Genomic DNA, 19,614 nt, shown 5'->3' on the forward strand with positions numbered 1-19,614 from the left:
TCTCCAGCGAGGGCATGGGCCCGTCGTGGCCGCACTGCGAGAGCGGCACCCAGCGGCACCCGGCCAGCGGCAGGCACGCCTTCTTGGCGATGCGCGCCCGGTAGCGCACGTGGGCCGAGACGTTCACCGCGCCGCCATCCACCGACATGCGCAGGGCGTCGCGCTCCCACGCCTCCTTCACGTACACGGTGCCGATCACCGGCGCGTCGCCCGCCACGTGCCACTCGTCCTCGTTGCCGCCGCGGGGGGGCACGGCCGCCTCCACGTCGTCCGCGATGCCGGCCAGCGAGAGCGTGACCGGCAGGTGCACCACGCTCGCCGCGGGTTCCGGCAGATCCGCCGCGGGCGAGCCTCCCTCGGGCGGGGGGATGCGCACCCGAGTTCCGCACGCCGCCGCGCATGCGACGAGCAGCACGGGCACGGCCATGCCACGCCACCAGCGCACGCGCGTCGGCCGGGCTCCGCTTGGGGATATGGACGGCGGGTCGGGACGGGAGATGCGGGGCGGCTGCACCGTGGAGGACCGGGCGTGGCGGGTGTCCGATGCGCGGAGCGCGCGGATGTGCTTGCGGGCGAACGGGATGGATGCCATCCGAGCACCGCCTGCCCTCCCAAGCTGGCGCCCGCTCGCCCGCCGCGCCAGTACGGCGTTGTCCGTCGCGCCCGAATCGATCGAATCCACCGCCTCCGTCGAATCGACCCGGCAACGGCGATCTGCCTGGCCGCCTCGCCCGGCCGGCGGCTGGGCGCCTACCGCGGCGGCTCCAGGTCGAAGACGCCGACGGGGCGGAGGTGCTTCTCCTCCCCGATGCTCCACTTCGCCACGGTGATCTTCCAGCCGTCGGCCTCCATCGGCTCCAGCACGCGCAGGCTGATGGAGCGGAAGGGATCGGAGATGAGCATGCGCCCGCCGCGCGCCAGGCCTCCGTCGAAGATGCGGCGCAGGTGCGGGTGGAAGGTCACGCCGTACAGGATGTCGGCCCCGATGATCCAGTCGAACGCCTCGTCCTTCCAGTCCGTCCAGTCCACCAGCCGGTGCTCGATGCCGCGCACGCCGTTCCGCTCGCCGTTGCGCTTGCAGACCTCCATCGCCAGCTCCGCCTTGTCGGTCTGCACCACGTGCGCGCCGAGCGATGCGGCCACGATGCCCGGCAGGCCCGTCCCGGCGCCCAGCTCCAGCACGCGCTTTCCGCGGAAGTCGTCCGCCCGCGCCACCAGCTCGTGCGCCAGGGCGATGGCCGAGGGCCACAGCGAGACGCCGTACGGCAGCACCTCGCGCATGGCGCCGATCACCTCCTCCTCGTCGTCGTGCGTGAGCACCGTGTTGGTGTGCAGGATGCTCCACTGGCGCCCGCCCAGCCCCAGCCGGTACTCGTGCAGCGGAAAGTCGCCCGCGCTGGTGTGCAGCATCTCGGGCTGTACGGCGGATGCGGTCATGTCGTCGGGTCGTATGGATCGTGGTTTCGCATCCGGCCCGCACAGAGCGCCGGATGCCGTTCATCTACCGATGCCATCTACAAGATGCCTGCCCGGTGGAACGGACGAAGGGGCGGCACCCGCACCGGTGTCGCCCCTCCGTTCGTCCGGCCCTGACGGGGTTCAGCGCGAGCGGTTCAGCAGGTTGTCGATCTTGTTCCACTCCTGCGTCAGGTCCGCCAGGTCGTCGGCGTCCAGCTCCGAGCCGCCGCCAGAGCGGCCGTCCTTCATCAGCTGCATCAGGCGGTCCCGCCGCTGCTCCAGCTTCGCGCGCTCCGCGTCGGTCAACGTGGTCCCGTCGCTCATCGCACTGCCTCTCCTTGCCGTGGGCGGATGACTGCATCGCACGCCCCAGATTAACGCGTCCCGCCCTCCCGCGCGAGAAGCCATCACTCTACGCTCCCGCTGATGATGGGCGTCTGCATGCTCGCCTGCGTCGTCCCCACCCGCCGCGCCCTCCCGCGTCGAGCCTCCCGACGCGCTCCGGGCGGGTGCGTGGCCCACCGCCCGAAATGCGACGACGGGGGAGGACGATGACCGTCCTCCCCCGCATCTCGATCTTCCCTTCACCGCCTCAGCGTCGCGCGACCGAGATCAGGCAGCGTCCCTGCCTCGGACGGATAGACGCGATGCGACGTGAGGACGCCCTCATCGCGGAAGTAGCGGCTCAGATCCTCCCGGGTGTTGAGGTCCACCCGCCGGCCCAACATCTCTGACAGCTCGTCCTGCAAAGCGAAGAACGCGAAGCCGAGACAGTGTCCCGGCTCGAGCTCGACGAGCACGTCCACGTCGCTCTCGGGGCCGAAGTCGTCGTGCAGCACGGAGCCGAAGAGCGCCAGGCGCCGGATGTGGTTGCGGCAGCAGAAGTCCGCGAGCGCCGATCGAGGCATGCCGATCTTCGGACCGGACATGTCACCCCGCAGCCTCGGAAACCAGCGGGACCGCCGCATCCTCAGAATCCGTTGCCCCCCGCGCGATCGAGTAGACGATCGGTGCGGCGACGAAGGGGATGTGGCCGATGAGCTGGATCAGCCATCGGATTGAGAACGTGGGCGGGCGATGGACGAGCAGCGGAATCACCACGAGCGACATGACGAGCCAGATGAACGGCCCGTAGACCGCGGCGGCCTTCAGCGCGCCGAAGCGCGAGCCGGACCACGCGGCGAACCCGCTCCGACCGGTTGAAGATCGCCAGGAACACCGCCGACCAGGCGAACGCGACCCCGAAGTGCATCAGCACGCCGACGGCGGCGGTGCGCGTCCCGCCCTCCAGCGCAGCCGGCCCCAGCAGCGTGGAGGCCACGCCCTGCCAGAGCCGCGTCACGGTGGAATGGTAGAACCCCGCGCTCAGCACGCACGCGAACAAGCCGTCGGTGACGCCCGTCAGCAGCCCGGCGACAGCGATTCTCGACGGGCTCACGCGGGCGGGAACCGCTGGAGATGCTGTGATGGGCACGGGAAGCCTCGGCGTGGAGGTAAGCGGCGGGGAAGAGACACTGAACGTTCAAATCACTATACGTCGCCGCCTTCGCAGCCGTCCAGTGACTTCTCAGCACCGCCGCGTTCTGCCCGGCTCGGATGCTCGGACGGCCCGCCCGGCTAAGAGCCTATCTGGAAATTGCGAATGTGATAGGCTTCTCGCATGAGCAAAGCAACGAAGAAGCTACCGGACGATCCGACGATCTGGCGTGTGGATGATGCGCTGTGGGAGCGCTTGGCACCGCTGCTGGTGATCGAGAAGGTAGGAAAGAAGTCCGGAAGGCCACGCAAGAGCGATCGTCAGATCCTGGACGGGCTGATCTGGCTGGCACGCACCGGAGCGCAGTGGGATGCGCTGCCGCGAGAGTTCGGGGCAAGTCCACGGTGCATGACCGCTTTCAGGAGTGGATCCGCCACGGGGTGTTCGCCCGAGCCTGGGCGGTGCTGCTGGAAAAGTACGACGACCTGGTGGGCATCGATTGGACCTGGCAAGCTGCCGACGGCTGCATCGTCAAAGCTCCGCTGGGAAAAAGGGGGCTGACGGCGAGGCGCAGGCCACGGGGCGCAACCCCACCGACCGGGGGAAGAGCGGAAGCAAGCGCCACCCCCTGACCGACAGCCGAGGTGTCCCGCTGGCGGTCGTGCTCTCGGGCGCGAACCGGCACGACATGAAGAAGCTCGGCGAGCTGCTGGACGCGCCGGTCCTTTCCGCCCCCGCGGCCGAAGTGGCAAAACGTCACCTCTGCTTGGACTGGGGATACGCCTATCCCGTCTGCCGCCGGACCGCAGCGGAGAAGGGCTACACGCCCCACATCCCGCCCAAGACCAGCGAGCAGGCCCCGCTGCCGGCACCGGGTGATCCCGACCGCCATCCGGCACGGCGGAGGTAGTCGAGGTCTGCCACTCCTGGTTCAACCGCTTCCGTCGGCTCCTCATCCGCTTGGATAAGCGCGCCGACAGCTACCTGGGGTTCGTGCAGCTCGCCGCGCCGCTCATCATCTACCGGAAAAGTCCGTTCAGCACTTTTCGGATAGACTCTTGGTCAATGTATCCATTCAGCCATTACTGCATTCGGCTGCTGTCAGGCCGCCGCACGACACGAGCATACCGGGCCATCCGGGCGTCGATGCAAGCAAGCAGCGAGAAATGATTTGACAGCAGTGTTCCCTGAGTCATTGTGCCATCCCACGGCCTGGTGCCTGTGGCGCCAAGCGCGATTCCGGCATGCGAGCCGCGACGATTTCCTTGACATTCGCCGTCATTCCCTGTTGGATACAATATTGGCACCGTCGGAACGCATATGCCTCTCTTGCAAGATACGTCTTTTTCGCGAAGGAACTCTGGGCTTACACACCGCCGCCCTGCACGAAAATCAGACAATTTATGCGGAGCCCCTGCGGGATGGCGCGTGTGCGCCGCGCCTGATTCGGGGGATGCCACCTGCCAGTTCATCGCTGCTCAAACATGGAACTGAACCGGCGCGGACCGCCTTCCGCGACCCCCGCGTTTCCCGGCATCACTCCCGGCCCTGCGGCCGCAGTTACGCACGCGGCCTGGCGCGTGCGGGTGCACGATCCGCACCCCGTCCGTTTGGCCCGCGTGCGCCACGCCCTGGAGGCGTTCGCCGTTCAGTGCGTGACTGACACGGGGGAGCTGACAGGGTACGCGGATGGGATGGCAGTGCTGGCGCTGGACGAGCCGGGCGGGAGCGCGCGAGCACTGGTGACGGTGCGGGTGCTACGCGAAGCGGGGTCCGCGGTGCTGTGCTACGGCAACGGCGTGCGGCACTGGCCCGTCGGGGTGCAGTGCCGCCCGGTGCTGGCCGGGGCCGTGCACCTGCTGGACAGCGCGCAACCCGGCTTCGCGCAGGAGTTGGCGGCGCGCGTCGGGGCCCTGCACGCGGCCGAGCGTGAGCGTCAAGCACAGTTGCACGACGTTCGCCAGATGATGCGGGCGGTGGGGTTTGAGGGCGGGAGCGCCGCGCTGCTAGCCACCTTCCGCTCTGTGCTGCGCGCCGCCGCGCTGAGCGATGTGCCCGCCCTGTTCCTCGGCGAGACAGGCACGGGCAAGGAGTTGCTGGCGCGCGCGATCCACCGGCTGGACCTCAAGCGGCGCGGTGGGCCGTTCGTGGCGGTGAACTGCGCGGCCATCAGCCCAGGCGTCGCCGAGAGCGAGCTGTTCGGACACCGGCGCGGCGCGTTCACCGGCGCGCATCAGGACCGGCGCGGGCTAGTGCGCTCGGCCGACGGCGGAGTGCTGTTCCTGGACGAGGTGGGCGAGCTGGACACGCAACTCCAGGGCAAGCTGCTGCGCGTGCTCCAGCAGGGCCGCGTGCTGGCCGTGGGCGACGACCGCGAGGTGGCGGTGGACGTGCGCGTGATCGCCGCCACCAACCGCGACCTCGACGAGATGGTGCGCCAGCGCGCCTTCCGGGCGGACCTGTTCCACCGGCTGAACGTGCTGACGGTGCGCATCCCCCCGCTACGCGAGCGGCCCGACGACGTGGGGCCGCTGGTGGAGCATTTCGCCGCGCAGTTCGGCGCGGGGCGAGGCCCGGCGGCCACGGAGCGCTTCGTGGCGGCGCTGCGTCAGGCACGGCTCCCCGGGAACGTGCGGCAGCTGGAGAACCTGGTGCGCCGGATCCTGGCCGCGCGCGAGGGCGACGCCCTGCTGGACCTGCCCGACCTGCCGCCCGAGATCCTGCGCGAGGTGGCCGGGTCGTCGTCCGCCGCTGTTTCGCCTCCCGCGGGGGAGGATGCGGAGGACGACTTCCCCGCCCCGCCGGCGGATTCCGCCGCGGCCGCGATGGACCCCGCCGGGGTGCTGGCGGCGAACGACTGGAGCCTGGCGCGCTCGCTGGCGTACTGCGAGGCGTTGCTGATGCAGGCGGCGCTCGCGGCGGCGGGGGGCAACCACTCGCGCGCGGCGCGGATGCTGGGGATCACCGCACGCAGCGTCTACAACAAGGTCCACAAGCACCACCTGAACGGCTGACCTCGGCCGCGACTCACACGGCCCGGCCCGGCGGGCGCGGAGACGATTCGTCTCCGCGCCCTCTGCTTTGCGTTCCACACTTTTCCGCGCGCGCATCCTGCGCGCGGACGCGGCGCAGGCATGCGCGTTCGGCCCCCAGCGCCGTTCTTCACCCCCGCGGAACCCGGAACGATCATTCCGGAATCGCGCTTCCGCAGGTAGAAAACGCCTTCCGCAACGCGCGCCGGACGCGCACCGGCCCACGTCGGCTGCATCGCCGCAAACCCATCTCCATCAACGTCTTGCAATCTCGCCTACGCCCGCGGGTGAGGCGGTATGGGCGTTGCCCGGAGAGGAGGCTGTCCGACCTTCGCCCGGCGGCCTTCCCGGAGCCCCGTGACCCAACCCGACACGCACACCGGCGGCCGCGCCCGCTTTCGCATCCGGGACGTTCACCATCCCGAGACCCGCGAGCTCCTGGAGGCGCTGCACGGCGGCGACGTGTTGGAAGGCGAGGTGCTGGACCTGTCCGACAGCGGGCTGGACCCCGCCGTCTTCGCCGTAATCCGGGTCGACCGGTTCGACCGCCCCGTGGTGTTGCCCGTCGAGCGGCTGGTGAGCGCGCCGGCCCCGGAGGGCGGGCGATGAGCGACTACACCGTGATCAAGCTCGTGAACGAGCACCTGCGGCAGGTGCTGTTCGACGGGATGCTGGGCGAGACCGCGCAGTTCTTCAGCGGGCTCGAGGCCATCCACCTGGGCTCGCCCAAGGAGACGGTGGAGGCCACCACCATGAGCGGAAAGCCGGTGCTGAGCGTGTTCCTCTACCAGGTCACCGAGGACCCGTACATGAAGAACCGCCCGCCCGTGCAGGTGGGCACCGAGCAGCGCATGCCCCCCATGGCGCTGCGCTTCCACTACCTGATCACCCCCGTGCTCTCCAGCCCCGACGGTAACGCGCTGGTGCTCGGCAAGGTGCTGGAGACCATGTACGACCACCCCACCCTCACCATCACCGACCCGCTCAGCAGCCAGGCCGAAGACATCCGCGTAGTCTTCGAAACGCTGTCGCTGGGCGACCTGGCGGAGGTGTGGGAGGCGCTGCGCGAGCCCTACCGCGTCTCCGTGGCCTACCAGCTCCGGGTTCCGAGGCTGCAGAGCGGGCGGACGCAGATGGCCGTACCCGTGGGCGAGGCCGCCGGCGACTACGCGGGGGCGACCCCGTGAGGCCCGCCGTGCTGGAGCGCCGCCGCCGCGTCGCGTCGCTCGTCCTGCGCCCCGTGGACGCGCTGCGCGAGACCATGAACCGCCCCCCCGACGAGCGCGGGCCCCTGGGCCCCGTGCGCCTGCGCATCGAGGGCCGCGTGGACGGGAGCGACATCCGCGCGCTGCCGCCGAAGACGTCGCCGCCGGTGCGCAACCTGTCGGGCGACACGGTGTTCGTCGATCTCCGCCTCCCGGCCGCGACGTATCGCCTGGCGCTGGAGCGCGACCCCCGAGACCGCCTGGGCGACCGCTACGAGGAGTTGGACGCCGCCCAGCGTGACGTGGCGTGGGACCCCGACACACCCCCACCGGGGCTGCCGGACGGAACGCCCCACCCCGCGCGGCTGCTGATGCTGCGGCTGCGGCCGTCGGCATCGTACCCCTTTCCCCCCGGCCTGCCGCTGGTGCGCGGCACGCTGCGCTGGTTCGACGGCGACGCCCTGGCCGGCGCGGTGGTGCGCGAGCCCGGCGCGCTGGTCCCCGAAAGCCGCGTGGACGCCGGCGGGAGCTGGGCGCTGGCCTTCCCGGGCGCGAAACCGAACGGGCCGGCGAACCTCGAGCTGCTCGTGGACGACGTCGATGCGAACGCCAAGCCCAGTGGCGGGGCGTACCTGGCGGTGTGGCCGAAGCTCTGGCCCACGCAGTGGAAGCGCGCGGCCACAGTCACCCAGCGCCAGCCGTCACTCGAGGGGCTGGTCCTGGGCCCCGACGACCGTCCGGTCGAGGGCGCGAACGTCACGCTCGTCGGATTTTACGGGAACCTCGCCACGGCGCGAGACGGCCGCTGGCGCTACTACTTCCCCCCCGCCACCGCGGCCGGTACGGCCGACGTGGTGGTGCAGCGCTTGGGGCACCCCGACGTGACCCTGTTCAACGTGCCGTTCGCCGCCGCCGCCGCCAGCCAGGCGCCGGTGGCGCGGCTGAATTGAAGGCGAACCCCAGCCACAGGCCAGGTGAAGCATGCCCGAGTACCTCTCCCCGGGTGTTTACGTCGAGGAGATCGACGTCGGCACCAAGCCCATCGAAGGCGTGTCCACCAGCAACCTGGGGATCGTCGGCTGCACTGAGCGCGGGCCCCTCGACCCGCGTCTGGTCACCAGCCGGCTCGAGTTCCAGCGGCTATACGGCGACCCGGTGGACGTGACCCTGAGCTTCATGCCGCTGGCGGTGAATGGCTTCTTCGACAGCGGTGGCCGGCGCTGCTTCGTGGCCCGGGTGGCCGCCTCCGACGCGGTGCCCGCCGGGGGCGCCTTCGGCGGGCTGCTGCTGAGCGCGCTGGGGCCGGGCAGCTACGGCCTCAACCTCCTGGTGCGCATCCGCCCCGCCTCGCTGCAGGACGCCAGCCAGTTCCGGGTGGACCTGCTGTACTACCGTGACGGCGTCCCCTCCACCTTCGGCACCGCCAATTGGGTGGACCCGCTGGCCCAGGGCGCGCGCTCCAAGCCCAACTACCGCGAACCCACCGCCGTGGAGTCATTCGACAACCTCTCCGCCAGCCGCAACGCGCCCAACTACGCCCCCAGGCAGATCGAGGGCTCGTCACTCGTGTGGGCGCAGTGGGACGAGGCGACCAACCCCACCCACGACCGCCCGGCTGACACCTCCGGCGACTACCAGCAGCTGCAGGGCGGGGACGACGGCACCGTGGTGCAGCTCGTCGACTTCACCGGCGGGCCGGTCTCCGAGACGCGCACCGGGCAGGACTACGTATACAGCACCGGACTGGCCGGCCTGGCCGCGGTGGACGACGTGAACATCCTGGCCGCGCCCGACGAGCACTCAATGCCGGGCCTGCGCACGGCGGTGGTGAGCCAGTGCGAGGAGCTGCGCGAGCGCTTCGCCATCTTCTCGGTACCCAGCAACCGCCGCAACGCCACCGAGATCATCAACAACAACGAGATCGACCCGCCCACCACCTTCGCGGCGCTGTACTGGCCGTGGATCTGGGTGCTGCACCCGCGCACCGCCGCGCGCGTGCTGATGCCGCCCGTGGGGCACGTGGCCGGGATCTATGCGCGCACCGACGTCGAGCGCGGCGTGCACAAGGCGCCCGCCAACGAGGTGATCCGCGGCGCCGTCGACCTCCAGTTCCCCGTCGCGCGCGGGCAGCAGGAGCTGCTGAACCCGCGCGGCGTGAACGTGCTGCGCGACTTCCGCCCAGACCGCCGCGGCATCCGCGTGTGGGGCGCGCGCACCCTCAGCGCCGACCCGATGTGGAAGTACATCAACGTGCGCCGGCTCTTCCTCTTCCTCGAGGAATCGATCGACGAGGGGACGCAGTGGGTGGTGTTCGAGCCCAACAGCGAGCCGCTGTGGGACCGCCTGCGCCGCTCCATCGAGAGCTTCCTGCTCACCGTGTGGCGCAACGGGGCGCTGATGGGCACCCGCCCGGACCAAGCCTTCTACGTCAAGTGCGACCGCACGACCATGACCCAGGATGACATCGAGAACGGTCGGCTGATCTGCTACATCGGCGTGGCGCCGGTGAAGCCCGCCGAGTTCGTGATCTTCCGCATCCACCAGTGGGCGCTGGGCGCCAAGACCGCCGTCTGATCACACCGAGGGGAGACGCGTCGGCGGCGGCGAGTCCCCAGAGGCGGCGGACGGTGTGACCGGAGGCACCGACATCAACCGGATTCCGAACCAACCGGAGACAAGGCCATGGCTGACACCGGCGATCGCAACGATCCCTACGGCGCGTACAACTTCCTCGTGGAGCTCGACGGGGTGACCGTGGCGGGGTTCTCGGAGGCGAGCGGGCTCACCAGCGAAAGCGACGTGGTGGAGTACCGCACGGGCGCCGAGGACACCACCGTCCGCAAGCTCCCGGGGCTCAAGAAGTTCAGTAACCTCACGCTCAAGCGCGGCTTCACCGCCAGCGACGAGCTGTGGAAGTGGCGCCTGGAGGTGCTGAACGGCGCCACCGTGCGCCACAGCGGCACCATCGTGCTGCTGAACGAGGCGCGGCAGGCGGCCATCAAGTGGACCTTCCGCGAGGCGTGGCCCAGCAAGTGGGAGGGACCCACCTTCAACGCCAAGACCAGCGAGATGGCGATCGAGACGCTGGAGCTGGCGTGCGAGGGCGTGGAGCTCGAACTGGCCGGCTGAGCGCTATGCCCGCGCTCCTCCCCGCCCCCGGCGTCCGCTTCCACTCGGCCGACCCGCCGCGCTCGCTCCCTGAGCTGCGCAGCGACGTGGCCGGCTTCGTGGGCTACGCGGAGCGTGGGCCGCTGCACACCCCGATGCGGGTGGAGAGCTGGCACCAGTTCGAGAGCGGCTTCGGCGGCTTCGGCGCGGGGGGATTCCTCCCCTACGCCGTGCACGCCTTCTTCGAGAACGGCGGCCAGACCGCGTGGATCGTCCGCGCCGCCGTCCCCCCCGGCGACGGCTCCGTCCCCTGGCACCGCCAGGCGCGCGACGCCTATGCCGAGCTCCCGCTGGAGACCCCCGGCGGCGACCGCGACCCCCCGCTCATCCTGGTCCGCGCCCGCTCCCCCGGCCGCTGGGGGAACCGCCTGTCGGTCGAGATCGCCCCCGCCGGCACCGGCGCCGACACGCGCGTGACCCTGGTGGTGCGCGACCGCGACGGCAACGTGTGGCGGATGCCGGACTGCTCGCTGGACCCCGCGGACGGGCGCTACCTCCCGCGCGTGGTCGAGACCGCGCCCGAGCTCCCGGTGCGGATGGACCTGGCGCTCCCCGACCCCGGGGAGGCGGTGGCCCCGCTCGCGGCGAAGAAGCAGCTCCGCGGCGGGCGCGACGGCACCGGCGCCTGCGGCCGCGACCACCTCCTGGGCGGCGAGACCGACGCCAGCGCCCGCTGGGGGCTGGGCGCGCTGCTGGACGTGGACGAGGTGGCGATCGTCGCCGTTCCCGAGAGCGGCGAGTTCCCCGCAGACCCCGCCGAGCCGGCGCCGCCCGCGCAGCCGCCCGCGTGCGACGACCTCTCCGCGCCCGAGCCGGACGTCCTCCGCGCCGTCCTCCCGCAACGGCCGGCGGCGTGGACGGTGGACGAGGCGGCCGCGTACCTCGGCGCCACCCCCGAAGCCCTGCGCCAGGCCAACCCTGGCCTTGCGGACCCCGTTCCCCCCGGCGCGCCGCTCCGCCTCCCCGTCCCCCGCTCCGCGCACCCGGCGGACCCGCGCATCGACGACCCGAGGCCCTGGTGGGCGCCCGGAGACCCGGCGTCCGCGGTCCGCGAGGGGGTGGAGCGGATGGCGGCGGCGCACGGGCTGACGCCGGCCGAGCTGCTGGCCGCCAACCCCGCCTTCCGCCCGGCGATCGCGGGAGACGCGGCGTGGACCGCGCCCGACGTCCCCGTGGTGGTCCCCGAGCCCGCGCCCGAGCCGCCCGCGCGCTGGGGGCAGGACCGCGCCGGGGAGTGCGCCCGCGCGCTGATCCGCTTCTGCGAGCTGCGCCGCGACTGCGTGGCGCTGATCGACCCGCCGGGCGACGCGAGGACCGCGGAAGCGGTGGAAACGTTCCGCGCGGAGCTCGACACCACCTTCGCCGGCCTCTACTGGCCCTGGCTGCGGACGGAGCTCGACCCGCGCCGCGGCGCCTCCGGCGCGTGGGCGCCGACGGTCGACGTGCCGCCCTCGGGGTGGGTGGCGGGGCTCACCGCCGCGGCGGACCTGGCCGCGGGGCCGCACCGCTCGCCCGCGGGGCAGACGGCGCGGCGCGCGCTGGCGCTGGCGGCGCCGGTGGACGAGGCGGTGCACGGCCGGCTGAACGCGCGCGGCATCAACGTCTTCCGCGAGCGGCCGGTGCGCGGGGTGGTGCTCGAGGGGGCACGCTCGCTGGCGGCGGGGGCGGCCGGCGAGTGGCGCTACCTGAACGTGCGCCGCGTGTTCCTCACCATCGCCGAGGCGATCGAAGAGGGGACGCAGTGGGCGGTGTTCGAGAGCAACGGCCCGCTGCTCTGGGCCGACCTGCGCGACGGGGTGCGCAGCTACCTGCGCGAGCGCTGGCGCCGCGGCTGGCTGATGGGCGAGGAGGCGGCCGACGCCTTCTACGTGCGCTGCGACGAGGAGACCAACACCGCCGAGACGCGCGACCAGGGGCTGGTGATCGCCGTCGTCGGCCTCAGGCTCCCGCCGCCCATCGAGTGGATCGTGGTCCGGATCGGCCGCTCCGCGCTGGGGCTGGAGATCCTGGACGTGCAGCGCGCCTGAGGAGGACGAGCGATGCCCGCCACCGGCGCGCGCCCCGACCCGCTGGCCGCCTTCCGCTTCCGGGTGCGCATCGAAGGGCGCGAGGCGGGGGGGTTCTCCGAGGTCTCGGGGATCCAGGCCGAGGTGGAGGTGCTGGAGGTGCGCGCGGGAGGCGAGAACACCTTCGTCCACAAGCTCCCCGGCCCCACCAAGCACGGGAACCTGACGCTGCGGCGGGGGCTGGCCACCCTGGAGCTGTGGGACTGGTTCGCGGACATCGTCGCCGGCCGCGTGTCGCGCCGCACGGTGTCGGTGGAGCTCCTCCCGGGGGGGCAGCCGGGGAAGCCGGTGCGGTGGGTGTTCGAGAGCGCGTTCCCCGCGCGGTGGACGGGGCCCGAGCTCAAGGCCGAGCAGAGCACCATCGCCGTGGAGGCGGTGGAGCTGGCGTACCACGGGTTCGTGATGGAGGAGTGATCCCCATGCCGCTGTACGTGCACGAGGTGGAAGCGAGCGTGGCCCCGCCCGAGGGGTCCGGCACGGGCGTGGGCCACGGCCTGCGCCCCGAGCAGTTCACCGCGCTGGTGGACGCCGTGGCGCGCGAGCTGGCGCGCCGCAAACGCGGCGCCGACGCGCTGCGCGCCGACGCGAAGCTCACCGGCACCAATCGCCCGCCCTCGGTGGGCGGCTGAGGGAGACGCGCATGGACACCCGGCTCACCATCACCGTCACCGACCACGACGCCATCGACGCGCCGCGGCTGCCGCAGACCATCGAGGCCCAGTACAACCCGGCCGAGCTCACGCTGGAGAAGGGCGCGCAGCTGGGCGAGCAGGCCATCCCCGGCCTCGACTCGCCGCTCCTGCAGTTCGTGCGCGGGCAGACGCAGAAGCTCTCGGTGGAGCTCACGCTCGACGAGGCCTCGGCCGCGCCGGGCAAGGGGGTGAAGGAGCGGATGGAGTCGCTGTACCAGCTGGTGAAGATCCAGCCCCGCACCCACGCCGCGCCGCGGGTGCTGGTCTCCTGGGGCGCGGGGCTCTCCTTCCACGGCGTCGCAGAGAGCGTGCAGCGGAAGATCACCCTGTTCGACCGCGAGGGAAATCCGCTGCGCGCGGTGGTGACCATCGCCTTCCGCGAATACCGCAAGCTCGACGAGCAGCTGAAGGAGCTGAACCTCCAGTCCGCCGACCAGACCAAGCTCACCGTGCTGCGCGCGGGCGACCGGCTGGACGTGCTGGCCGCGCGCGAGTACGGCGACCCCGAGGCCTGGCGCGCGCTGGCGGCCTGGAACGGGATCGAGGACCCGCGCAGCGCCGGGCCGGGAACGGCGCTGGAGATTCCCCCGCGCGACGTGCTGGGGCTGGGGAGCCGGCTGTGAGCACCCAGAGCATCGCCTCGCTCGGCACCGACTTCTACGTCCCCTGGTGGAGGGTGAGCGTGGGCGGCCGCGCCATCGACCAGAAGGCCGTGCACGACGTGCTCTCGGTGAGCTACGCCGACTCCCTGGAGGAGGTGGACTCCTTCTCCCTGGAGATCAACAACTGGGACGAGGAACGGCGCACCACAAAGTACAGCGAGGGCGAGCTGTTCGAGCCCGGGCAGCCGGTGAAGCTCGAGCTGGGCTACCGCGACGCGGGGCTGGTGACCATGCTGACCGGCGAGATCACCTCGCTGCAGCCGAAGTTCCCCGCCGAGGGGCCGCCCACCCTGAGCGTGAGCGGGCTCAGCATCCTGCACCGCCTGCGCGGCGAGGCGCACTCGGTGGTCTACGAGAACAAGACCGACTCCGAGATCGCCTGCGCGATCGCGAAGCTGCTGGGGGTGCGGGTGGAGACCCCCGCGGCCGAGTCCGAGGCGGTCTACCCTTACGTGGTCCAGAACAACCAGCACGACATCGTCTTCCTGCTGCAGCGGGCGCGGAAGATCGGCTACGAGCTGACGGTGCAGGAGGGCAAGGGCCGCGAGCCCCCGTACCTGAAGTTCGCGCCGCAGGAGAAGGCGAAGGAGGCGCCGTACCGGCTGCAGTGGGGGAGCTCTCTGCTCTCCTTCGACCCCCGGCTCACCACGGCGAACCAGGTGGGCTCGGTGACGGTGCGGTCGTGGCACCCCACCAGCAAGAAGGTCATCGAGGCCACGGTCAAGCGCAGCGAGCTGGGAAAGAAGGAGCCCTTCGCCAGCGCCTTCGAGGAGCGGAAGGAGGTGCTGGCCGACCGCCCGGTGAGCAGCGAGGCCGAGGCGCGCCAGCTCGCGCTGGAGACGCTGCGCCACATCTCGCAGAACTACGTGACGGCGTCGGCCACCACCGTCGGCCTCCCCCGCCTGCGCACCGGGTCGCTGGTGGAGCTCGGGGGGCTCGGGGCGAGGTACCTCGACGGCACTTACTTCATCACCGGCACCACGCACGCCATCGGCGACAGCGGCTACACCACCCAGTTCCAGGCGCGCAAGGAGGAACCGGCGTGAGCGACGCTTCGGCGCGGGTAAACGGCGTGGTGATCGGCGTGGTGAAGGACCTGAACGACCCGCAGAAGCTGGGGCGGGTGCGGGTCTCCTTCCCCCACCTGGGCGGCGTGCTGAGCGACTGGGCGCGGCTGGCCACCCTGATGGCCGGCAACGACCGCGGCTCGCTCTTCCGCCCCGAGCTCGAGGACGAGGTGCTGGTGGCCTTCCTCTTCGGCGACCCGGCCAAGGCGTACGTGATCGGCGCGCTCTGGAACGAGCAGGACGCGCCCCCCGAGGGCGGCGGCACGCAGGATAACCACCTGCGCACGCTGAAGAGCCGCAGCGGCCACCTCCTGCGCTTCGACGACACGCCGGGCGGCGAAAAGGTGGAGATCGTCGCGAAGGGCGCGAAGCAGCGGATCGTGATCGACGTCTCGGGCAAGTCCATCGCCGTCGAGGCCGACGAGGGCACCATCTCGGTGAAGACCTCGCAGGGCGACGTGAGCGTGGAGTCGGGCGGCGCGATGAAGGTCAAGGCCACCTCGTCGCTCTCGCTGGAGGCGCCCGAGATCACGGTGGAGGCGAGTGGGGTGCTCACGCTCAAGGGCGCGACGGTCAAGATCAACTGACGGGAGGGGGACGATGCCGTTCGCCGCGAAGCAGGGTGACCGGGTGCTCGCCACCGACACGCACCTAATCCAGCCGCCGGGCACCACCCCGCCCGTGCCGGTGCCGCACCCGTTCACCGGCATCATCGACGGCGGCCTGAGCGGCGACGTGACGATCGGGGGGAAGCCCGCGGCCACGGTGGGCAGCACGGCCACCAACACCCCGCCGCACCTCCCCCTCGGCGGCACCTTCGTGAATCCCCCCGCCAACCGGGGGACCATCGTAAAGGGAAGCGCCACGGTGCTGATCAACGGCAAGGGCGCCGCGCGCATGGGCGACACCGCGAAGACCTGCAACGATCCCGTCGACCTCCCCGGGGGGACGGTGGTCGCCGCGGGAACGGTGGAGATCGGGGGATGAGGGGCGTGCGAACGTGCCGGTGGGGCCGGGCGGCGAGCCACGAGACGACGGAGACCCGCGCGGGAGAAGGGGATGCGTGACGAGCTGGTGGGGCGCGGGTGGGCGTTCCCGGTGCGGCCGGGGCCCGACGGGCGGCTGCCCCTGCGCGGTGGCGAGCGGAAGATCCGCGAGAGCATCTGGCTGATCCTGGCCACCGCTCCCGGCGAGCGCGTGATGCGCCCCGCCTTCGGCGCCGGGCTGCCGGGCGAGCTCTTCGCCCCCAACGACCCGCGCCGCCGCGCCCTGCTGGCCACGCGCGCCCGGGAGGCGCTGGTGCGGGACGAGCCCCGCATCGACGTGCTGGACGTACGCGCCGACCCCGACCCCGACGAGGAGGGGCGCGTGCTGGTGCAGGTGGACTACCGCGTCCGCGACAACAACGCCGTGTTCAACCTGGTCTACCCCGTCTACCTGACGGAAGGAGCCGCGTAAGGTGCCCATCGCTCCCCCGCCCCTAGAGGCGCGTACCTTCGACGAGCTGGTGCAGGAGGCCAGGCGCCGCATCGCGCGCTACACCCCGGAGCTGGCGCTGGGGTGGACGGACCACAACGAGTCGGACCCCGGCATCACCCTGGTGCAGCTCTTCGCCTGGCTGGCGCAGATCACCCAGGAGCGGGTGAACCAGCTCCCCGAGCGCACCTACCGCGCCCTGCTGGACCTGCTGGGGATGCAGGTGCGCCCCGCCGTTCCCGCCTTCGCGGACCTCGTGTTCGACCCCATCCCCGGCGCCGGGCGCGACCTGCGCGTGCCCGCCGGCACCCGCGTGGGCGCGCCCCCGGGCGAAGACGGGAACCCGGTCACCTTCGAGACCGCGCAGCCGCTCGACGTGGTCGGCGCCGTGCTGGCCCACGTGCTCACCTACGACGGCACCGCCTTCCGCGAGGTGACGCCGCTGAACGGCCCCGAGGGCGGCGCGCTCTTTCCGTTCGGCGAGCGCCCCGAGACGGGTGCGGCCCTCTACTTCGGCTTCGCGGTGCCGCCCAGCCGCGAGGCGCAGTGGCGCCCCTTCCCCGGCCGCGTGAGCCTGCGCGCCTTCGAGCCCGAGGGCCGCACCGCGCCCGCGCCCGTGGCCTGCGGGAGCGCGCCGGCGGTGAAGCGCGCCGCGATGGCGTGGGAGTACCTCCCCGGACCCGGCAGGGCCTGGGAGGCGCTGGCCGTGTTCCACGACGAGACGCGCGCGTTGGAGGTGGGGGGCTACCTGTCGCTGCAGGGCCCGCGCGAGATCGACCCGGCGCCGCTGTGGACCCTCGAGGAGGCGTGCTACTGGGTGCGGCTGCGCCTGCGCGACCCCGACTACGGCACGCGCGTGCCGCGCGTGGGCTTCTTCCGCTTCAACACCGTCCCCGCCCGCCACCAGGTGACGGTGAATGACGAGCGGCTGGGCACCGCCAGCGGCGCGCCGGGGCAGACGGTGCAGCTGCGCACCCTTCCCCTGGTTCCCGAGACGCTGACGCTGGAGGTGGCGGACGAGGGCGGGCAAATGGTGGAGTGGCATCCCGTCGCCCTCTTCCGCGACCCCGACGCCGGCGCCGCCGACCCGCTGGCCGGGCCCGACGCGCGCGTCTACCGGGTCGATCCGGAGCGCGGCACCGTCAGCTTCGGCGACGGACGGCGCGGGGCCATCCCGCCGGCGGGGAGCGCCGTGGTCGCCCGCGAGTACCGCTCGGGCGGCGGCGCGGGCGGCAACCAGGAGGCCGGCGGGATCGCCTCGCTGCAGACCACGCTGCCGGGGATCAAGGGCGTCACCAACCCCCGCCCCGCCGTGGGCGGGCTCGACGCGCAGACGGCCGAGCAGGCGGCCCGCGGGGCCCCGCAGTGGCTGCGCCGCCGCGAGCGCGCCGTCACCGCCGACGACTTCGAGGCCGCCGCCGAGGAGATCGGCGGGGTGGTCCGCGCCGTCGCGCTCGCGGGCGAGCACCCCGACTACCCCGAGGTGCGCGTTCCCGGCGCGGTCACCGTGCTGGTGGTCCAGGACAGCCGCGAGACGCCGCCGGTCACCTCCGAAGACCTGCTGCGCGCCGTCTGCGCGGCGCTGGAAGCGCAGCGCACGCTGACGACGGAGGTGTACGTGCGCCCGCCGCGCTTCGTGCGCGTGGACGTGGCCGCCGAGCTGCGCGTGGACCCGCAGCGCTCCATGGGCGAGGCGCAGGAGAACGCCCGCACGCGGCTGGAGGGCTACCTGGACTACCGCACCTGGAGCTTCGGCCAGGACCTCCATCCGGCCACCGTGCAGAGCCGGCTGCTGTCGGGCGACGACGGCGTCCGCACGGTGGAGCGGATGCGCATCACCGTCGACGGCCGGCTGCACGAGTCCGCCACCGGCCCGGTGCGCCTCCCGGGCGACACGCTGGTGTACGCCGGCCAGATCGACCTGGCCGCGCTTCCCTACGCGGAGCAGTAGCGTGGCCGGCCAGGGCGGCGGCGCGTGGCGCCTGTCGGGCGCGAACGGCTGGGGCGCCGAGCTCTCCGCCGGCCGCGCGGTGCCCGTGCGCGTGCGCATGGACGGCGTGGTGGCCGGCGCGGCGCTCACCCTCGGCCCGGCGCACGGCGGCCCGCTGGACCCCACCGCCTTCCCCGCCACGGCCGGCGGCCTGACGCTGCCGCCCAACCTCTCCCTCGCCGGCGGCGAGCTGCTGGTGGCCGCCGCCGCCCGCCGCCGGGTCCTCCGGTGGGAGGCGGCGCGGCGGAGGTTCGTGGACTGGATCCGCCTCCCCATCGCCCCCGGCGGCACGCTGGCGCTGAAGCGCGCCGGCGACCTGCTCGTCTTCGCGCTGATCGGCGAGGGGCGGGTGACGGCGATCCATCCCCGCGCCGGCATCGTCGCCGACGCCGTGACCGTGCCGGGCGGGGTGCACGACCTTTACGCCCGCCCCGGGGGCGAGGTGCTGATCCTGGCGACGGCCGGCGGCCAGTCCACCGTGTGGCGCTGGCGGCCGGGGCATCCGGACCTCACGCGCGCCACCGTGCACCTCCCCGCCGGCGACGACGTGCGCGCCCGGCTGCTGGCCGACGCCCGCGGGCGGGTCTACGTCTTCGAGAGCGCCTGGGGCCGGCTGCTGGAGCTGGGGGAGAACGGGTGGCTGCCGGTGGACGCGCTGCGCGAGCGCTTCGCGCCGCCGGCCGTGGCCGTGGAGCCCGACGCGCAGCGGGGCTGGCGGATGCGCGTCCCGCCGGGCTTCGGCGCCGCCGACGCCGTCATCCCGTGGCCCGCGCCGGCGGGGTGGCCCGCCTTCGGCCCCGAGGGGGAGGCGCTGGAGCTGCCGCCGGAGGTGGAAGTCGGCCGGCGCCCGTACTCGTCCTCGGGGACGATCGAGATCGGCCCGCTGGACGCCGCCCTGCCGCGCACGGTGTGGGACCGCGTGGAGCTGGAGATCGGCGGGCTGGCCGTGGGGACGGCGCTGCGCGTCCAGACCCGCACCTCCGAGGAGCCTGCGGAGCCGCTCCCGGACCGCTCGCCGTGGACCGACGCCCAGCGCATCGTCGGGCCCGACGACGGGCCCGCGGAGCTGGCGGTCCTGGGCATGCCGGGGCGCTGGCTCTGGGTGCGGCTGCGGCTCGAGGGCGGCGCCGGCACGCCGTCGGTCACCGCCGTCACCCTGGTCCACCCCCGCCGCGGGGTGGTGGACTACCTCCCCGCCGTCTATCGCGAGGAAGACCAGGACACGCGCTTCCTGGAGCGCTTCGTCGGCGCGCTGGAGCGGACGTGGGAGCCGCTGGAGGCGGCGGTGGGCGACTTCCACCGCGAGCTACGCGCCGAGACG

General features: G+C 72.6%; 21 protein-coding genes and 1 pseudogene. 17 read left to right on the top strand and 5 right to left on the bottom strand.

Annotation, left to right across the window (positions count from 1 at the left end):
• The 5 genes from VFE05_04565 to VFE05_04585 all read right to left on the bottom strand — a co-directional run.
• Nucleotides 1-592, bottom strand: a 592-nt coding sequence (locus VFE05_04565) for a hypothetical protein (protein HET6229330.1), incomplete at its 3' end; no start/stop codon positions are given.
• A 158-nt stretch (nt 593-750) separates the two neighbouring features.
• Nucleotides 751-1,437: a methyltransferase domain-containing protein gene (locus VFE05_04570; GenBank protein HET6229331.1), complete on the bottom strand. Its 687-nt coding sequence runs from the start codon at nt 1,435-1,437 to the stop codon at nt 751-753.
• Between the two features lie 162 nt (nt 1,438-1,599).
• Nucleotides 1,600-1,782 carry a hypothetical protein gene (locus VFE05_04575; protein HET6229332.1) on the bottom strand — a complete coding sequence of 61 codons (183 nt, stop codon included), beginning with the start codon at nt 1,780-1,782 and terminating at the stop codon, nt 1,600-1,602.
• A 260-nt stretch (nt 1,783-2,042) separates the two neighbouring features.
• On the bottom strand, nt 2,043-2,387 hold the full coding sequence (locus VFE05_04580) for a nucleotidyltransferase family protein (GenBank protein ID HET6229333.1): 345 nt from the start codon (nt 2,385-2,387) through the stop codon (nt 2,043-2,045).
• Between the two features lie 41 nt (nt 2,388-2,428).
• The gene (locus VFE05_04585) at nt 2,429-2,932 is read right to left on the bottom strand and encodes a hypothetical protein (GenBank protein HET6229334.1); all 504 of its coding nucleotides are present in this window, start codon (nt 2,930-2,932) and stop codon (nt 2,429-2,431) included.
• 186 nt (nt 2,933-3,118) lie between these two features.
• Here VFE05_04585 and VFE05_04590 point away from each other — a divergent pair.
• The 17 genes and pseudogenes from VFE05_04590 to VFE05_04670 all read left to right on the top strand — a co-directional run.
• Nucleotides 3,119-3,922, top strand: a pseudogene (locus VFE05_04590) (IS5 family transposase).
• Nucleotides 3,923-4,629: 707 nt separating this feature from the next.
• A complete protein-coding gene (locus VFE05_04595; GenBank protein HET6229335.1) occupies nt 4,630-5,949 on the top strand; it encodes a sigma 54-interacting transcriptional regulator in 1,320 nt (439 codons plus the stop codon).
• 375 nt (nt 5,950-6,324) lie between these two features.
• Entirely contained in the window at nt 6,325-6,576 is a 252-nt protein-coding gene (locus VFE05_04600; GenBank protein HET6229336.1) for a hypothetical protein, read from the top strand.
• Complete coding sequence (locus VFE05_04605) at nt 6,573-7,154, top strand: DUF4255 domain-containing protein (protein ID HET6229337.1); 582 nt, start codon at nt 6,573-6,575, stop codon at nt 7,152-7,154. The genes VFE05_04600 and VFE05_04605 overlap by 4 nt, the downstream gene beginning before the upstream one ends.
• Entirely contained in the window at nt 7,151-8,122 is a 972-nt protein-coding gene (locus VFE05_04610) for a carboxypeptidase-like regulatory domain-containing protein (protein ID HET6229338.1), read from the top strand. The genes VFE05_04605 and VFE05_04610 overlap by 4 nt, the downstream gene beginning before the upstream one ends.
• 31 nt (nt 8,123-8,153) lie before the next feature.
• Complete coding sequence (locus VFE05_04615; GenBank protein ID HET6229339.1) at nt 8,154-9,746, top strand: phage tail sheath subtilisin-like domain-containing protein; 1,593 nt, start codon at nt 8,154-8,156, stop codon at nt 9,744-9,746.
• A gap of 108 nt (nt 9,747-9,854) precedes the next feature.
• Nucleotides 9,855-10,301, top strand: coding sequence for a phage tail protein (locus VFE05_04620; GenBank protein ID HET6229340.1), 447 nt, complete (start codon nt 9,855-9,857; stop codon nt 10,299-10,301).
• Between the two features lie 5 nt (nt 10,302-10,306).
• A complete protein-coding gene (locus VFE05_04625; protein ID HET6229341.1) occupies nt 10,307-12,367 on the top strand; it encodes a phage tail sheath subtilisin-like domain-containing protein in 2,061 nt (686 codons plus the stop codon).
• Between the two features lie 12 nt (nt 12,368-12,379).
• Nucleotides 12,380-12,820, top strand: coding sequence for a phage tail protein (locus tag VFE05_04630; protein ID HET6229342.1), 441 nt, complete (start codon nt 12,380-12,382; stop codon nt 12,818-12,820).
• Nucleotides 12,821-12,825: 5 nt separating this feature from the next.
• Complete coding sequence (locus tag VFE05_04635; GenBank protein HET6229343.1) at nt 12,826-13,035, top strand: hypothetical protein; 210 nt, start codon at nt 12,826-12,828, stop codon at nt 13,033-13,035.
• 11 nt (nt 13,036-13,046) lie between these two features.
• Nucleotides 13,047-13,721 carry a hypothetical protein gene (locus VFE05_04640; GenBank protein ID HET6229344.1) on the top strand — a complete coding sequence of 225 codons (675 nt, stop codon included), beginning with the start codon at nt 13,047-13,049 and terminating at the stop codon, nt 13,719-13,721.
• Nucleotides 13,718-14,806 carry a hypothetical protein gene (locus VFE05_04645; GenBank protein HET6229345.1) on the top strand — a complete coding sequence of 363 codons (1,089 nt, stop codon included), beginning with the start codon at nt 13,718-13,720 and terminating at the stop codon, nt 14,804-14,806. The genes VFE05_04640 and VFE05_04645 overlap by 4 nt, the downstream gene beginning before the upstream one ends.
• On the top strand, nt 14,803-15,414 hold the full coding sequence (locus tag VFE05_04650) for a phage baseplate assembly protein V (GenBank protein HET6229346.1): 612 nt from the start codon (nt 14,803-14,805) through the stop codon (nt 15,412-15,414). Before VFE05_04645 ends, VFE05_04650 begins: the two co-directional genes overlap by 4 nt.
• 13 nt (nt 15,415-15,427) lie before the next feature.
• The gene (locus VFE05_04655; protein ID HET6229347.1) at nt 15,428-15,814 is read left to right on the top strand and encodes a PAAR domain-containing protein; all 387 of its coding nucleotides are present in this window, start codon (nt 15,428-15,430) and stop codon (nt 15,812-15,814) included.
• A gap of 72 nt (nt 15,815-15,886) precedes the next feature.
• Nucleotides 15,887-16,285 (top strand): GPW/gp25 family protein, encoded by a 399-nt coding sequence (locus VFE05_04660; protein HET6229348.1) that lies wholly within the window; start codon nt 15,887-15,889, stop codon nt 16,283-16,285.
• Nucleotide 16,286: 1 nt separating this feature from the next.
• On the top strand, nt 16,287-18,254 hold the full coding sequence (locus VFE05_04665; GenBank protein HET6229349.1) for a putative baseplate assembly protein: 1,968 nt from the start codon (nt 16,287-16,289) through the stop codon (nt 18,252-18,254).
• Between the two features lies 1 nt (nt 18,255).
• Nucleotides 18,256-19,614, top strand: a 1,359-nt coding sequence (locus VFE05_04670) for a hypothetical protein (protein ID HET6229350.1), incomplete at its 3' end; no start/stop codon positions are given.

The organism is Longimicrobiaceae bacterium (assembly GCA_035696245.1).
GTDB lineage: Bacteria > Gemmatimonadota > Gemmatimonadetes > Longimicrobiales > Longimicrobiaceae > DASRQW01.

Excerpts from the sequence above, each read along its gene's own strand:
- VFE05_04570 (HET6229331.1), bottom strand. The coding sequence starts at position 1,437 with ATGACCGCATCCGCCGTACAGCCCGAGATGCTGCACACCAGCGCGGGC.
- VFE05_04575 (HET6229332.1), bottom strand. The coding sequence starts at position 1,782 with ATGAGCGACGGGACCACGTTGACCGACGCGGAGCGCGCGAAGCTGGAG.
- VFE05_04580 (HET6229333.1), bottom strand. The coding sequence starts at position 2,387 with ATGTCCGGTCCGAAGATCGGCATGCCTCGATCGGCGCTCGCGGACTTC.
- VFE05_04595 (HET6229335.1), top strand. The coding sequence starts at position 4,630 with ATGGCAGTGCTGGCGCTGGACGAGCCGGGCGGGAGCGCGCGAGCACTG.
- VFE05_04605 (HET6229337.1), top strand. The coding sequence starts at position 6,573 with ATGAGCGACTACACCGTGATCAAGCTCGTGAACGAGCACCTGCGGCAG.
- VFE05_04615 (HET6229339.1), top strand. The coding sequence starts at position 8,154 with ATGCCCGAGTACCTCTCCCCGGGTGTTTACGTCGAGGAGATCGACGTC.
- VFE05_04620 (HET6229340.1), top strand. The coding sequence starts at position 9,855 with ATGGCTGACACCGGCGATCGCAACGATCCCTACGGCGCGTACAACTTC.
- VFE05_04625 (HET6229341.1), top strand. The coding sequence starts at position 10,307 with ATGCCCGCGCTCCTCCCCGCCCCCGGCGTCCGCTTCCACTCGGCCGAC.
- VFE05_04630 (HET6229342.1), top strand. The coding sequence starts at position 12,380 with ATGCCCGCCACCGGCGCGCGCCCCGACCCGCTGGCCGCCTTCCGCTTC.
- VFE05_04635 (HET6229343.1), top strand. The coding sequence starts at position 12,826 with ATGCCGCTGTACGTGCACGAGGTGGAAGCGAGCGTGGCCCCGCCCGAG.
- VFE05_04640 (HET6229344.1), top strand. The coding sequence starts at position 13,047 with ATGGACACCCGGCTCACCATCACCGTCACCGACCACGACGCCATCGAC.
- VFE05_04655 (HET6229347.1), top strand. The coding sequence starts at position 15,428 with ATGCCGTTCGCCGCGAAGCAGGGTGACCGGGTGCTCGCCACCGACACG.
- VFE05_04660 (HET6229348.1), top strand. The coding sequence starts at position 15,887 with ATGCGTGACGAGCTGGTGGGGCGCGGGTGGGCGTTCCCGGTGCGGCCG.